The following is a 14,263-nucleotide window of genomic DNA, read 5'->3' on the forward strand; positions in this document are numbered from 1 at the left end:
ATCCGCCGCTACATCATCTGGCGGAACAAGCATGCCGCCGACGAACGCCTCCGCGAGGTCGTGAACAGGGCGAACGTTGCCTGATGCGGCACTAGAAGGTGTAGCGCGTGTGGCTGAACACCTTGCCGTCGTGCCCGAAGCCGTATGCCGTGCCGGGTGTCACCGCGAACAGCAGGTCGTTGCCCATGCGGATGCTGTCGCCGAAACCGTGGAAGGTCCCCTCCGGCGAGGTGATGAGGTCCCCGTACTGTGCCTCGAACGCGGCGATGACCTCGTCCTGTCGTGCCGGATCCGCCACCTGCTCCGCCGTTCCCTCGATCACGATGTCGAGTCCTTCGGAGAGCGAGTTGTGCCCTGTGGTGAGTGCGCAGTGGGCATTGCCAGCCAGGTTCTTCGCCTTCTGTTCGCCCGACCCGGTGCTGAAGTGCAGCGCCCCGTCATGCCAGGCGGCGATCAGCGGCGTGACGTGGAGCCGGCCGTCCGGCCGGACGGTGGTGATCCAGAAGATTTCGGCGGCCCGCAGCCTGCGCTGTGCCTCGGCCCAGTCGGTGGCGGTGACGTTCTCCGCGCCCGGGCGCGGGTTGAGAGCGGAGCTGTAGCGGGCGTCGAGCTCGGTCTTGGGCTCCTTCGGCGACATGCGGAACTCCCTTCCCTCTTCGTTATAGCGGAGGTAACGCAGCCTGATCCGGAGGCGCTCTGGACCGGTCACTGTCTTGCGGACATCACCGAGGTACTCCGCCCTGGAGCGGTGGACGCGGGCCGCACTCACAGCCGCTCGCGTTGGCGATGTTGCTGAACGGTGCCCAGGAGTGGCTGGTGCTGGGTTGCTGCTTCACACTGCTCGCCGCCACCGCGGGCTGTCTGCTCCTGTATCCGGTGCGCATGCGTCAGGGCTTCACACTGAGCCACGTGTCACTCGGTTCACTGTCGCTAACGGCACTCCCAGTTTGGCAGACCGGTGCCACTGAATCGGTGCACGGTTCCAGTTCGCGGGTGCGCCGTCGTCTGGACCGGGGTGGGGTATGACGCAGCAGACCGTGGAGCGATTCGGTTGCGGCGAGCCAGGATCCTGGGTCGTAGGCGGCGGTTTCGCCCCGTGTTGGCGTGGACGCGTACGTGGTGGGGGCAGCCAGGAGGCCGTGCCTGTCAGGGAGAGGCGAAGGTGCCATACGCCGCCGGTGGCCTGGCGGCCGCCCAGTGTGCGCGAAGGGCGGCGGCGAGCAGGTACCCGTTTTCATGGTTCAGCGCCTGGAGGGGCAGTGCACCGAGGCGGCCGTGCTCGTGACCTTGTTTGCGGCAAGCCCGGTACCGGCTCGGACCAGGCTGTCAAGGGCGCGACGCTCGGTCGGCGGCCAGCCTCGGCCGTGCCCGGCGCCGTGATGCCCGCCGCCAATTACAGGACCCCGACTGTCTGGGAGGCCGCAGGGCTCCCAGCGAGGCAGGCTGTACTCATGGTGTCGCTCTTCCGCTCGCCTCCTCGACCAGGAGCGGGTCGTCACAGCCAGATGCTCTTTGCGCTCACGAAGGGTGTGCCCTTCGCGCTCGCGCTGGCTGTGCTGAGCATCGAGCTCTCGCCCCTGCATGCTCTGGTCACCGGACCTCTCCTCATTGCAACGCCGGCGCTGGCCGCGCTGACGATGGGGCCGATGGGCACCCTCGTCGCGGCAGCCCTCGCGCTCGTCGTCAGCGTGACGACTGCTGCGTATAACCAGGCATGGGGTACCCCTCAGGTCTACGGCAACTTCCTGGGTCTGCTTGTGGTCTCCGTAGCCAGCGTCACCCTGAGCAACGCGGTGCGTACGCGTCGGCAGAGCGAGCTCGACCACGTGCGCCGGATCGCTGTGGCCGCACAGGACGTCATCCTGCGCCCCGTCCCCGCGCGGTTGGGTCCAGTGCGGGCCGCGAGCCTGAGCCTCGCGGCTGGGACCGGGGCGCAGGTCGGCGGTGATCTGTATGAGGCCGTGCAGACTGCGTACGGCGTTCGCCTGATCGTGGGTGACGTTCGTGGCAAGGGGCTGAAAGCCATTCGTGCGGTTGCGGTGGCGCTCGGTGCCTTCCGGGAGGCCGCGCACTACGAGGAGGAGCTGGTCGGGGTCATGAACCGCTGCTCGGCCGCGCTGCACCGGGAAGCCGCCGTCCCAGGTACTTACGATCAGGAAGCACTGATGGAGGGATTCGTCACCGCGCTCATCGCGCAGGTGCCCGACCAGCCCGTCGTGCAGCTGATCAACCGTGGCCATCCGCCTCCGTTGGTGCTGCGCCAGGGCAGGACCCAGGCACTGATGCCGTCCTCGCCAAGGCCGCCTCTCGGCCTGGAAGACCTCATCACCAGCCCTCCCGAAGAGCCCGAGAGCTATCCGTTCCTACCGGGCGACCGTCTGCTGCTCTACACCGACGGTGTGATTGAAGCCCGTAGTCCCGGCAGTGACTTCTTCCCCCTGGCCGAGGCCATGGAGGCGGCGCACGCCCTTGCCCCGCCGGAGTTCCTGCGCGCACTGCACGCGCAATTGGTGCGCCACACCGAGGGCCGTCTCACGGACGACGTGGCGATGATCGTCCTCGACCGGCCTTGAGGATGAAGCCGGCACGCAGGTCAACTCGGCCGGCCCTTCTCACGTGGCGTCCTGACCACAGCGGGCCGAAGGTGCGGGTGCTGAGGGCCGGAGGCAGGCTGTGAGCGTTGAGGTTGAGTTCCCGCGGGTTCATGCATGTGGGTGTGAGCCACGGCGGGCTGGCAGCCGATCGTCTCCTTCTCCCATCCCTTTCAATGAGCCTTGTTCGCGAGTTCTCGGGGGGCAGGTTCTCCAGCGCTTCGCCGGAGGGTCGCACCGGCCAAGATTGGGGCGGTGATGCGGTGGGTCACGTAGGCGTCATCACCGGCACCCCCGGCCAGATGCGCGAATCAGCTCGGCGTGACCGGTCGAGAGCGTGGCGATGTCGACGGGGTCGGGCGGGGCCTGGCGGTCTGCGCATCATGGATCTTCCGCCCCTCTTGTCCACCCCAGGGATCGCTGCACGGCCCGTTGCCAGTTGTCGTATTCCGACGCTCGTCGCGCCGGGTCCATGTCGGGCAGCCATTGGGCCGCTCGGTGCCAGTTGCGCCGCAGGATCTCCAGGTCCGCCCAGTAGCCGGTGGCCAGCCCGGCTGCGTAGGCGGCGCCCAGCGAGACGGTCTCGGCGGCCATGGGCCGCACCACCGGCAGGTCGAGGACGTCCGCGAGGATCTGCATGAGGAGGTTGTCGGATGTCATGCCACCGTCGACCTTGAGCTCTTTGAGGGTGAGCGAGGAGTCGGCGTTCATGGCATCGACGACCTCGCGCGTCTGCCAGCCGGTGGCTTCGAGCGCGGCCCTGGCCAGGTGCCCTTTGGTGACGTACGAGGTGAGGCCGACGATGACGCCGCGTGCGTCGCTGCGCCAGTGGGGTGCGAAAAGACCGGAGAACGCCGGGACGATGTAGCAACCGCCGTTGTCCTCCACGGTGCGCGCAAGGGTTTCGATGCCCGGTGCGCTGCTGATCAGTTCCAGACGGTCACGGAACCATTGAACAAGCGCCCCTGTGACGGCGATCGGTCCCTCGAGTGCGTAGACCGCGGGCTGGTCGCCGATCTTGTACGCAACGGTGGTGATCAGGCCGTTCTCGGACCGCACCATGTCGGTCCCGGTGTTGAGCATCAGGAAGCTGCCGGTCCCGTAGGTGCACTTCGCCTCGCCGGGGGAGAAGCAGGTCTGTCCGAAGAGTGCGGCCTGTTGATCGCCGAGTGCGGCCGTGATGGGCATGCCCGGGGTCACCGACCGATCCTCACCGTACCTTTCCGCCGAGGGCCGGATCTCGGGCAGGATCGAGCGCGGGATTCCGAAGAACTCCAGCAGTTCCTCGTCCCATTGCAGCGTGCGCATGTTCATGAGCATCGTGCGACTGGCGTTGGTCACATCGGTGATGTGACGGCCGCCCGCCGGACCACCGGTGAGGTTCCAGACCAGCCAGGTCTCCATCGTGCCGAACAGCAGCTCGCCGTCCATGGCGCGTTGTTCCAGGCCGGTCACGTGGTCGAACAGCCAGCGGATCCTTGGTGCGGAGAAGTAGGTCGAGGGCGGCAGGCCGCAGCGCTCTGTGAAGAACTCGTCCCCGGGGTGGTTCCTCAGGTCCTCAACGAGCGGAGCAGTGCGGGTGTCCTGCCAGACGATCGCTTTGCCCAGCGGTGTGCCGGTCCGCCGATCCCAGAGCACCGTCGTCTCGCGCTGGTTCGCGATGCCCAGGGCGGAGACCGCCTCGACGGTGACGTCGGCGCCGGTGAGGGCCTCGGGCACGATGCGTCGCAGATTGCGCCAGATCTCCAGGGCGTCGTGTTCCACCCAGCCCGGCCTCGGGAAGTACTGCTGATGCTCACGCTGCGCGACCGAGACCAACCGTCCGCCGTGGTCGAACAGGATGCACCGGGTGGAAGTGGTGCCCTGGTCAATGGACATCACATACCGTCCGACCATGATCCTGACCGCCCTTCCGATGCGTAGTTGCGCGTGCGGAGCTACCAGCGGGCAGCCCCCAGGTCGCGTGAGATGGCCCGTGCGGCATCACGGAGCAGCGTGATCAGCTTCGGGTCGGGCCGACCCCGGGCATCGCAGATCCGCTCGACCGGGCCGGACACGCCGATGGCACCCACCGAGAGGCCGCCGTGGCCCCTGATCGGCGCGGCGACACCCGCGTCACCCATGCTCATCTCCTGCATCTCGACGGCCCACCCGTTCTCCCGGATGTCGGCCAGTGCCCTGGTCAGGTCCGAAGGGTCGACCAGGGTGTGCCGGGTGTACGCCTCCAAACCGACTTCAAGTGCCGACTCCACGTTCGCCGTGCCGAACGCCAGCAGGACTTTCCCGAGCGAGGAGGCGTGAAGGGGCAGCAGGGCGCCCACGTCGAGGGTCTGAAGCGTGTCGTCCGGCCGGAAAACATGGTGGATGATGAGCACCTTGCCCTCGAGGGGCGTTCCCAGGCGCACCGCTCCGCCGCTGCGGGCCGCCAGGGCGTCGGCCCAGTTGATGGATCGCGACCGCAGCTCGTTGACATCCAGGTAGCTGGTGCCGAGGTGCAGCAGCGCCGCCCCGAGTTGGTACTTTCCCGTCGCGGTGTCCTGCTCCACGAAATCCACGTGCTGGAGGGTGCGCAGAATGCCGTGAGTGGTGCCCTTCGCGAGCCCCAGCGAAGCGGCGACCTCACCCAGCCCGAGCCGACGAGGACCGCCGGCGAGCAGACGGAGAATCGCCGCCGCCCGCTCGATCGACTGGACGGGACCGGCCATACCGCGATTCTAGGTCGCCTTTCACCGACGCCACCACGGGCGAGATGGGAAGTTTCTCCCATCTCGCCCGACGTTCGGTAATGTCGACCGCCGTTCATTGACGGGTCATCTATCGCTACATACCGTCCGTGGTAACCAGCATTCGTCGGCACCACTCATCGAGGAGCGCAGATGGCCGCTCAACTCAACACCGTCGATCCCGTGTCGGTCGCCCATGTCCGCCCTGTGCTCTATGACCTGGGAGCCGTACCTGCCGTGCGCGGACGACTCCGCACCGTATTCGCGGAGTGGGGTCTGCCCCCGGAGCGCGTCATGGATGCGCTCGTCGTGGTGTCCGAATTGCTGACCAACGCGCTTGTCCACGCCCTGCCGCCGGTCACGCTGCGGTTGTCGTGGGTTCGCGTCGACGGCTTGGGAACGCTCCGCATAGAAGTAACCGACGCGGGCCCCTCGCGTGCGGCAGAGGGTGATGCCCTCCGGGACGCGGACGAGTGCGGCCGGGGGATCGCCATCGTCAGCGCCCTCTCAACCCGATGCGGCACACGGATCCACCCCGACGGGATCACGCGCTGGGCGGATCTCCACGCGGCCTAGGCGGGCACTCACCGGGGTGCGTGTCCGGGCGGGGCAAGGGAGCACGTGCACTCTAGTGGCCTGAGCCAGAGATTCCCTTCCTAGCATCTCCTGCCCTGCGACTTCACAGAACACCAGGGCGACACGCCGTGGCAGAGCCTGCTCGCCCGCCTGGCGGAGGTGGGGCTGGAGGTGAGGGCCTGGGCCGCTCGCGCGGCGGATTCATCACCAAGCTCCGCCTGAGCGCCGACGGCCGCTGCCGCCCGCTGTCCCTGATCGTCGCACCGGCCCAGCGGGCGCACTGCACTCAGTTCAGGCCGGTCCTGGAGTCGAACGGGCCATCAACAGACTCAAGCAGCACCGGGCGGTGGCCACGCGCTACGACAAGCGCAGCTACGTCTACCTGGGCACCGCCAACCGCCGCAGCCCTCACCATCTGGCTTCGCACATGATCGACCGGACAAGTCCCAGCGGTCGCAGCGTCGTGTCAGGTGACCAGCAAGCGGTTGAAGAACGAGCGGTAGTGGCGCAGGGCCTGGCGCAGGTCTTCGGTGTTCGCCTGTTCGCCGCGGTTCCACTGTCCTTCAAGTTCCTGTTTGTGATCGGCAAAAGTGGTGGCCAGCTTTTGCATCACATCGGCGACCAGTGCGTCGGCCGTGTGCACGGCGTCGCGTGGGTCGTCCACGAACTTGTTCTGTACCTCCTCCCAGCGTGCGCGGAAGCCTTCCTCATCTTCCGGAGTAAGGAGCCGCGGCGCCTCTCCCTCGGCATGGCCGCCCTGGTCCGTGACTTGGTCGTGAGGGCTGGAATCGCTTCCAACTGCCTCGTTTTGGGCGCCGATGTCGGCTCCTGCCAGCTCGTCCTCGACGGGCTTGCTGGGCGTGGTCGTGCTCTCGCCAGGAAAGGTGGGTACGTCGGTCTGTGTGCTCGCCGCTTCTTCCTGCGTGGACGTGTCGCGGGGCTGGGCGAGGTCGTCAGTGGACAGGCCGCTCACGGCGGCGTCATCTGATATGTCCTTGTGTTGCATTTCTCCTCCGCTTCCCGGGATGCTCGGCTGGACTCCGGATGGAGGCGGCGGGCTGTTCGCTGAGCCGTTCAGGCCGAAGCGGCGTGGCGGGGTCCGCCGCCGTCGGCAAGCAGTTCGTCGAAGAGGGCTCGGTAGTGCACCATGGCACCCCGCAATTGTTCAGTCGTCGCCTCGTGCCGGGTACTTAGCACGTCGACATCGTGGGCGGCCCGGTAGTGCTCGAGTGTGCGGCTGTGCTGAACCGAGAGGTCCTTGAGCTGTTGCTCGAAGTCCTGGGTCGGGTAGCCGCGCTCATGCATCAAAGAGGTCACCAGGCGGTCGGCGTGGTGCACGGCGTCCTCTGGGCGGTCCACGAATTCTTCCTGCACGCCGGTCCAGTCTCTGGTGTATCGCTCCTTGACGCTGCCGTCCAGCGGCTTGATGTCCAGTGAGTCATGCCGTTTCTCGCGAGCCCTGAGCTCACGCTCGCCGGCCGTGCGGCTGTCGGCAGCCTCCATCGTTCGTTCGTACTCTGGGCCGAAGCGCTCGCGAAGCTGCCGGCGACGCATGATCAGCAAAGCCGCGACGGCTGCCACCGCAATCACCACCACGATGGGAATGATGATCGCCAGAAGTGTCCCTGTTGACATCGGGCAGACCCCCTAACGCACACTCTCTGTCCATGTTATGGCGAAATCGCTTCTTTGTCCGTGGAGTATGGCGCGGGGATCGAGCCCGCCGCCGTACGTCGATCATCGAAGCCACGGCTCGCTGCGCAATTGTGTCGCCTACAGGAGCCGCTGGGCGACGACGCCCTCCCGGTCCAGACGCCGTGTTCACTTGGCGGCTTCGGGTGCGACTTCCTTGATCCGCGGCCATCTGGGAGCGGCCGGCGTTGTGGACACAGACGAACAGCACAGACGGCTTCTCGGGCATCAGGAGGTCTCTCTTGTCTCAGGACGGAACAGGCGCCCATGGCATCAGCACCTGGTGGCATCAGCCGCCACTGATGTGAAAGCATCAGCGCATGATGACGTCAGTCGACACCGAACTGATTCGGGGCCTGGCGGACCCTCTCAGGCTCCAGTCGTGACCCTGCTCGCCCGCGAGACGCTGTGCACCACACACCTCGTGGAGGAGACCGGTGCCAGGCAGACCAACCTCTCCAATCACCTTCGAGTGCTCAGGGAGGCCGGGGTGGTGGACCGAGCCGTGCGGCCGCTTCACGTACTACAAGCTGCGCCCGGACCTCATCGCCCCAGCTTGCCCGTCAGTTCGCCGAGCTGGCCGCTTCCGCTCGTACCGCCGCTGACAACAAGAGGGCCTGTCCGTGACCTCCGCCCAAGCGCCCGCGACCGTTGAGGGCGCCTCGGTCGTCCAGAAGCTGTCGACCCTGGATCGCTTCCTCGCCGTTTGGATCCTGCTGGCCATGTCTCTGGGGCTGGGCCTGGGGCGGGTGATTCCCGGTCTGAACGACGCCATGGCCAAGGCCGAGATCGGTGGTATCTCGCTGCCGATCCCCGTGGGCCTGCTGATCATGATGTACCCGGTGCTGGCGAAGGTCCGCTACGACAGGTCAACTGGGTACTGGGCCCCGCGTTCATGTTCGCGCTCGCGTGGATCTTCCTGGCAGATCTGCCCGAGTACCGGACCGACCTGATCATCGTTGGTCTCGCTCGCTGTATCGCCATGGTCATCATCTGGAACGACCGGGCCTGCGGCGACCGTGAAACCGCAGCGGTCCTGGTGGCCCTGAACTCCGTCTTCCAGGTCGTCGCCTTCGGGCCCTGGGCTGGTTCTACCTCGACCTGCTGCCCGGCTGGCTGGGTCTGGGCGAAGGCGAGCAGCTCGACATCTCGATGTGAAAGATCGCCCTGAACGTCGTCATCTTCCTCGGCACCCCTCTGCTGGCCGGTTTCCTGACCCGCCGCCTGGGCGAGCGGAGGATGGGCCGTGAGAGCTACGAGGCGATGTTCCTGCCGAAGATCGGCCCCCGGGCGCTGTACGGCCTGCTCTTCACGATCGTCATCCTCTTCGCCCTGCAGGGAAAGACGGTCACTTCGCAGCCGCTGGACGTTGCCCGCCCGCTCTTCGAGGTGCCGGTCCTGGTCGCGCTGGTCTACGTCTCCCTGCTCTGGCGAAGGAAGTTCACCGCCGAGAAGGCGGAACGGCGAGCGACGTGACACGGCCGAGTGCTGGCAACGAACAGGGCAGCGTTCGCCGTACTGCTCGGCGTCATCTGGACAGGGGTGCTGTTCCTCTTTGCGCGTGACGCCACCGTCAGCGTGATCTGTGGGAGCGCGTTCGGCGCCGTGCTGCTGTTCACCCTGCCCCGCCTGCCGAGAACATGATCGACTTAACCGGCGTGGTGGTGATCGGCGGCGGCCAGGCCGGGCGCGCCGCCGGCTACCATCTGCGCCGCCTGGGCGTCGACTCCGTCATCCTCGACGCCCAGGCCCGCGCGGGCTGAGCCTCGCAGCACCACTGGTCGACAAGCACGGCAATGAGGCACCATGCGGGCACCAGCTCCCGGCCGATGCCGGGTTCTGAAGGCCGCTCCAGCGCAGGCGCGAGGCAGCCCGAAAGCCGGCCAGGTGCGGGGCGGGCCGGGGGCCCTGGGGGGCGACAGCTCAGATCAAGCGACTCCTGGACCCGCTCGGGAACCATCCCCCCGAATGCTGCGTGACCTCTTGATATGTGTCGGCTGGTGAAAGGACCGGGATGAGGACGCGGACGATGATGAGCGTGGCGGTATCGGCCTGCGTGGCGCTGGTGGCGTGCGCGTGCAGTCCGGAGAGGGCGAAGGAGGACGCGGACCCGAAGCCTTCGCAGACGTCCGCATCCGCTCGGACTGAGAAGCCGGCGGCTACCCCGACCGGTAACCAGCCCGCGCCCAGAACGAAGGAGCGCGCGATCCAGCGGTACGAGCAGTACCTCCACGCCCTCGGCCGTGAGGACATCGACACTGTCTGCGAAGTGGCCGGGCCTGGCGCGAAGAAGGCACAGGACGAGGGATTCGGCCCGTGCACATCGACGTACGTCATGGTGTTCCAGATGATCTCACCCGCGCAGAAAAAGGCCTTGCAAACCGCGACCGTCGATCCGCAACGCATCGCTGTGCACAATCTCGACAAGATCGAGATGCCGCTCGAAGCGGTCCGGGCCTCCGCCACCTTCTCCGAAAGCGACCTCGGTAGTTACACGCTGGAGTACCTCAAGAACGATTACTACATCACCGACGGAAGGTGACGCGTCGTACGCGCCCCTACTGACAGTACGAGCAGACTCAGTCCCGCGGCAGATGGTGAACCACGCAGGCCGCCCCCAAGTGCCAACTTCGTCCGCGAGCCCCGGCCAAGAGGCCGCACCGGCCCGGTCGCCTTGTGCTGCAGCCGAAGATGAGGACAAGCTCAGCGCGCAACGCCGGGCAGGCGTCCTGAGCATTAGGTTCAGCCGGCGCACTCCGAGGGCGGGCGGCCCGGGCTCGCAGATGAGCACAAAACCGAGTGAGGCAAATTTCGGAGCCCCATCACCGGCTCGGCCGCCACGCTGTACGTGCCTCATCGCCCCCAACGGATCCAACACCTCATTAATGTCTCCATGCGGATGACTGCCGATACCGATACACCGCGCGGCCTCGGTGCAGGACAATCCCGGTGACAGTCGACTATTTGGAAATCTTGCCTGACCGGGGCCATGAGGCGAGCCAGGCGCAGCGATGGGGCCCCACCGACGTATTCGGTGGGGCCCCATCGCGTCTATGTGCTGGCCTACCAGCGGTACCAGCGGCCCTTTCGTCCGCCGGTACCGGCCGACCGCATCACGAAGCCGAGCAGCCAGATCACCAACACGATGACGGCAATCCACCACAGAGCCTTCAGGGCAAAACCGGCGCCAAAGAGAATCAGCGCGAGCAGTAGAACGAGAAGCAGGGGAACCATGATTATCGACCTCCGAGCAGTCATCTGCCCGGTCGGATTCCGGCCATGCGGAGAAAATTGCGCTGTTTGATCTCTTGTTTACCGGGAAGGTTAATTGGCTCGTCGGCTTAGATTTAAGTCGGCCTGAGAGCAACATATCGTTCAAGGAATCTTGCGCACGCGCGACGTTGCCGCGGCCCACCTTTGGCTGTGCAGGCGTCACTTGGAAGCGGCGGCCTTCCGGGCTCCAGCGCGTCAGATCGCCAGCCAGGCTGCCCGTGTCGGTGTCGGTGCCGGGGCCTCAGGGGCGGGGAGAAGAGCCGCCGGTCAACCTGGTTCTGGTCACGCGGGCTGGAGTCGTGTTCTTCCAGCTCGGCCTGGGCGGGCGCCCACTCCGGACCGAAGCTGGCCGCTCAAGTGCCGGCAGCCGTCGGCCGTTGAAAAGATGCACTGATCCGTCGCTGCCAGGGCATGGGGGGCTCTGTCATGGCCAGGGCCCTGACAGACCGAAATCCTTGCGGTACGGCGCCCATTGGCCAGTGCTTCCAGTCCACCGCTCAGGTCTGATACGTCTGGTATGCCGCTGTTTCGTAGTGTTGTGGCACGGCGAGAGTATGGCCAGGGCCTGACTTGGCGTTATGGCTGACATGATGTGCCCGTTGTCTGGGCAGAGCCCTCGGGGCGGTTCCATACAGGCTGCCGTCTCACAGGTGTCGTGGAAGGTGAGGAGTGACGGATGCCGGTGGAGAGGCTGGTGATTACACCGGCGGTGGTGGAACGGGACGCGGTGCTGGCGTTGGTCGGTGAACTGGACCTGGGGGGCGAAGCGGTGCTGGCCCGGGCGGTCAGCGACATGCTTGACGCCGGTTACCGGCGGGTGGTGCTCGACTGTGCGGACATCTCGTTCTGTGATTCACGCGGCTTCAATGCGCTACTCGCGGCTCGTCAGGCCGCGCATGACGCCGATGGGGTTTTGGCCTTGGCCGCGGTCCCAGGTCGCCTCCAGCACCTGCTGACGCTGGTGGGGGCAGAGGAGATCTTCGCCATCGCCTCCACCGTTGAGCAGGCACGGCTCCTGCTGGCCGCTTCCGGCCGACAGCCCGAACCGATGTAGCCCGTTTCTCCGCGCGGCTCCTCGAACCGGGCACGGACAGCGCTCGCATTTCAACCGGAGTGGCCCCCTTATCGGGCCATATGCAGGGCAGTCGTATCACCAGCACCAAAGGTTACCGACCGCCTGTCTCCGGGGGACCACGTTTATGAGCGCGAGCATGCAGCGTCACATCGACCTGGCCGGCACCACCGACGCGCCCGGCCAGGCACGCGAGATCACCAACCACTTCCTGGCCGACGCCGAACGCATCCGCGGGGAGCAGACTAGCCCGGATGTCATAGGCGCGGTGCTGATCGTGGTCAGTGAACTGGTCACCAACGCCGTTCGCCACGCCCCTGGGCTGTGCACTTTGCGGCTGACCCTGCACGACGACGGTGTGCTGATCGAGGTCAGTGACACCAGCCCTGTCCTTCCGTACCTGCGCGATCCTGACGTCACGGGGGCGTCGGGCGGCTGGGGCATGCAGATGATCACCCGGCTGGCCGGTGAGGTCCAGACCGTGCCCGGCCCTGGCCGGGGGAAGACGGTACGCACCCGGCTGCCCTGGTGATCCTTCTCTGGACGCGGTGGGCAGTACGGACGCCAGCCCGACCGACACCAGCCGCTTCACTCCAGCCGCCGGGAGCCCTTCGGCGAGGGCGCGGGCAACGGCGCGGAAGAACTCGCCGGGGCGCATCCCCGGGTCGTACACGGCGACGATCGCCGCGTCGTGCCCGGCCGACGATCGCGGGATGGTCAGCCGCGCAGGATCCCGCCTGCTGACCGGTCTCGTCGACGCTGTTTCTGACCGCCGCCGGTCTGATCGCCTGGAAACAGGTACCGCTGCACGACGGCGAGTCGGCCACCGCCGAGCCGAAGAAGCTCCGTTACTGGCTGCTGCACGCAGCCGCCCGCATCGCCCCCGGCAGGCGCCGCCTCCACCACCTGCGGATCGCCCCACCAACGGCCGCCCCCGGCCGTGCCCACCTGGCGACGGAGATCACCAGCCCCGCACCCCGTGATTGCTCGTCAGCACAGTCGCAGCCGAACCACGTCTCCAGCACCGACGATCTCTCGTTTGAGACGCAGATGCGGGCAGGAATCGGCTGGTAACAGGGGAGTTCAGGCATAGGCGTCCTCTACAGCGACTCGTCGCACTGTACGCAGCGTCGTCTGGAGGCGCTCCAGGTCGGTCGAGCCCAGAGCGAGGCGGAGCGCCTGTGGTGTCTTCCTCGAGGTGGTGAACGGCTCCGCCGTGCTTACCGAAATGTGCTGACGCGCGAGGGTGGCGGTCAGGCGATCGGCGCGTGCGTCATCGGGCAGCGGCAGCCATGTGAAGTAGGACGAGGGGTGGCTGATGAGGCGGAGTCCTGCCAGCTCTCGTCTGGCGAGTGCCTGGCGGGCCTTGGCGTCCTCTCTCTTCTGCGTTTCCAAGTAGTCGGCCGTGCCGTCTTCGAGCCAACGACCGACTACTGCGGTGATGAGGGCCGGGGTGTTCCAGGTAGTTGCCCGGATCGCGCGTTCGAGCGGCGGCACGATGGACGGCGGCGCGACGACGAAGCCGACCCGCAGGCCGGTGGCGATGCTCTTGGAGAATCCCGAGACGTAGACGGTGATGTCCGGCGCGGTTGCGGCCAAAGGCGGTGGAGGGTCCTCCACCAGATATGCGTAGGCGGCGTCTTCGATGATGAGCGAACCGTGCTGTCGAGCGATCTCGATCAGGCGGGTGCGGTCAGCCGGCGACAGGACCCAGCCCAGGGGGTTGTGCAACGTGGGCATGGTGTAGATCGCCCGCACCGAGCGGGTCGCGCACAGCTTCTCCAGGGCATCAAGATCCGGCCCGCTGGCGGTTGTGGGTATGGGCTCCAGGTCGAGATGAAAGGCATGTGCGAGCACCTTGAAACCCGGATAGGTCAGTGCGTCGACGGCGACGACGTCGCCGGCGTTGAGCGCGGCCATGGCGGTGACGGCCAAGCCGTGCTGGGCACCGCTGGTGATCAGGATCTGTTCCGCGTCTGTGGTGATGCCTCGGCGCCTCAGGTGCCGTGCGATCGAGGCTCTGTCCTGGGGACGGCCTCCATGTGGCTGATAGCGCAGCAGCGAGTCGAGGTCACCAGAGGTGGCCACTTCTCGCAGGGCCTGCCGCAGGAGATCAGCTTGGCCGGGCAGCGACGGGTAGTTGAAGTTGAGGTCGACCGCATCCGTGGCGACGACCTGCTGATCGATGCCGTGACCACCGGGGACGGCGATGCCACGCAGTGGCAGCGCCGGGGGGGGGGGGGGGGGGGTGTTGGGTCTGGCAGGAAGAGGCGGCGTTTTGCTTGGGGAAGAGCGAGGAAAAGGGGGGGTGTTTGGGGTTTTTTTTCTTTTTTTGT

The 14,263-nt window shown here is 66.7% G+C and carries 14 protein-coding genes and 5 pseudogenes; 11 read left to right on the forward strand and 8 right to left on the reverse strand.

The features are described 5' to 3' along the window. Positions 1–84 (forward strand): annotated as a pseudogene (locus AC07FK_RS32445) (transposase); the annotation flags it as partial. Positions 85–91: 7 nt separating this feature from the next. On the opposite strand, the gene AC07FK_RS32450 reads toward AC07FK_RS32445, so the two are convergent. Then, entirely contained in the window at positions 92–637 is a 546-nt protein-coding gene (locus AC07FK_RS32450) for a pyridoxamine 5'-phosphate oxidase family protein (protein WP_479108501.1), read from the reverse strand. 814 nt (positions 638–1,451) lie between these two features. Here AC07FK_RS32450 and AC07FK_RS32455 point away from each other — a divergent pair. Beyond that, positions 1,452–2,573 (forward strand): PP2C family protein-serine/threonine phosphatase, encoded by a 1,122-nt coding sequence (locus tag AC07FK_RS32455; RefSeq protein WP_479108502.1) that lies wholly within the window; start codon positions 1,452–1,454, stop codon positions 2,571–2,573. 399 nt (positions 2,574–2,972) lie between these two features. Here the strand turns inward: AC07FK_RS32455 and glpK are convergent, their stop codons facing one another. Further along, complete coding sequence (gene glpK, locus AC07FK_RS32460) at positions 2,973–4,469, reverse strand: glycerol kinase GlpK (protein ID WP_479108503.1); 1,497 nt, start codon at positions 4,467–4,469, stop codon at positions 2,973–2,975. A 59-nt stretch (positions 4,470–4,528) separates the two neighbouring features. Next, the gene (locus AC07FK_RS32465) at positions 4,529–5,296 is read right to left on the reverse strand and encodes an IclR family transcriptional regulator (protein WP_479108504.1); all 768 of its coding nucleotides are present in this window, start codon (positions 5,294–5,296) and stop codon (positions 4,529–4,531) included. Positions 5,297–5,467: 171 nt separating this feature from the next. Between AC07FK_RS32465 and AC07FK_RS32470 the strand changes: the two genes are divergently transcribed. Together AC07FK_RS32470 and AC07FK_RS32475 are read left to right on the forward strand one after the other, a co-directional pair. Then, entirely contained in the window at positions 5,468–5,890 is a 423-nt protein-coding gene (locus AC07FK_RS32470; RefSeq protein ID WP_479108505.1) for an ATP-binding protein, read from the forward strand. 173 nt (positions 5,891–6,063) lie between these two features. Continuing rightward, positions 6,064–6,321: pseudogene (locus AC07FK_RS32475) on the forward strand (hypothetical protein); the annotation flags it as partial. Positions 6,322–6,356: 35 nt separating this feature from the next. On the opposite strand, the gene AC07FK_RS32480 reads toward AC07FK_RS32475, so the two are convergent. The 3 genes and pseudogenes from AC07FK_RS32480 to AC07FK_RS32490 all read right to left on the reverse strand — a co-directional run. Further along, entirely contained in the window at positions 6,357–6,896 is a 540-nt protein-coding gene (locus AC07FK_RS32480; protein ID WP_479108506.1) for a hypothetical protein, read from the reverse strand. A 68-nt stretch (positions 6,897–6,964) separates the two neighbouring features. After that, positions 6,965–7,525 (reverse strand): hypothetical protein, encoded by a 561-nt coding sequence (locus AC07FK_RS32485; protein WP_479108507.1) that lies wholly within the window; start codon positions 7,523–7,525, stop codon positions 6,965–6,967. Positions 7,526–7,745: 220 nt separating this feature from the next. Next, positions 7,746–7,811 (reverse strand): annotated as a pseudogene (locus tag AC07FK_RS32490) (phosphotyrosine protein phosphatase); the annotation flags it as partial. A 91-nt stretch (positions 7,812–7,902) separates the two neighbouring features. Between AC07FK_RS32490 and AC07FK_RS32495 the strand changes: the two are divergent. From AC07FK_RS32495 to AC07FK_RS32515, 5 genes and pseudogenes are all read left to right on the forward strand, one after another. Continuing rightward, positions 7,903–8,209, forward strand: a pseudogene (locus AC07FK_RS32495) (ArsR/SmtB family transcription factor). Next, positions 8,206–9,058: pseudogene (locus AC07FK_RS32500) on the forward strand (arsenic resistance protein). Before AC07FK_RS32495 ends, AC07FK_RS32500 begins: the two co-directional pseudogenes overlap by 4 nt. A 9-nt stretch (positions 9,059–9,067) precedes the next feature. After that, positions 9,068–9,226 carry a hypothetical protein gene (locus AC07FK_RS32505; protein ID WP_479108508.1) on the forward strand — a complete coding sequence of 53 codons (159 nt, stop codon included), beginning with the start codon at positions 9,068–9,070 and terminating at the stop codon, positions 9,224–9,226. Then, positions 9,223–9,345: an NAD(P)-binding protein gene (locus tag AC07FK_RS32510; protein ID WP_479108509.1), complete on the forward strand. Its 123-nt coding sequence runs from the start codon at positions 9,223–9,225 to the stop codon at positions 9,343–9,345. The genes AC07FK_RS32505 and AC07FK_RS32510 overlap by 4 nt, the downstream gene beginning before the upstream one ends. 275 nt (positions 9,346–9,620) lie before the next feature. Beyond that, entirely contained in the window at positions 9,621–10,124 is a 504-nt protein-coding gene (locus AC07FK_RS32515; protein ID WP_479108510.1) for a hypothetical protein, read from the forward strand. Between the two features lie 521 nt (positions 10,125–10,645). On the opposite strand, the gene AC07FK_RS32520 is transcribed toward AC07FK_RS32515, so the two are convergent. Then, positions 10,646–10,816 carry a DUF5670 family protein gene (locus AC07FK_RS32520; RefSeq protein WP_138903743.1) on the reverse strand — a complete coding sequence of 57 codons (171 nt, stop codon included), beginning with the start codon at positions 10,814–10,816 and terminating at the stop codon, positions 10,646–10,648. A gap of 715 nt (positions 10,817–11,531) precedes the next feature. Here AC07FK_RS32520 and AC07FK_RS32525 point away from each other — a divergent pair. Beyond that, positions 11,532–11,909 carry an STAS domain-containing protein gene (locus AC07FK_RS32525; RefSeq protein ID WP_479108511.1) on the forward strand — a complete coding sequence of 126 codons (378 nt, stop codon included), beginning with the start codon at positions 11,532–11,534 and terminating at the stop codon, positions 11,907–11,909. Positions 11,910–12,066: 157 nt separating this feature from the next. Next, positions 12,067–12,459 (forward strand): ATP-binding protein, encoded by a 393-nt coding sequence (locus AC07FK_RS32530; protein ID WP_479108512.1) that lies wholly within the window; start codon positions 12,067–12,069, stop codon positions 12,457–12,459. A gap of 551 nt (positions 12,460–13,010) precedes the next feature. Here AC07FK_RS32530 and AC07FK_RS32535 read toward each other — a convergent pair. After that, positions 13,011–14,263, reverse strand: a 1,253-nt coding sequence (locus tag AC07FK_RS32535) for an aminotransferase-like domain-containing protein (protein ID WP_479108513.1), incomplete at its 5' end; no start/stop codon positions are given.

Source organism: Streptomyces sp. NPDC046122, from assembly GCF_056429965.1.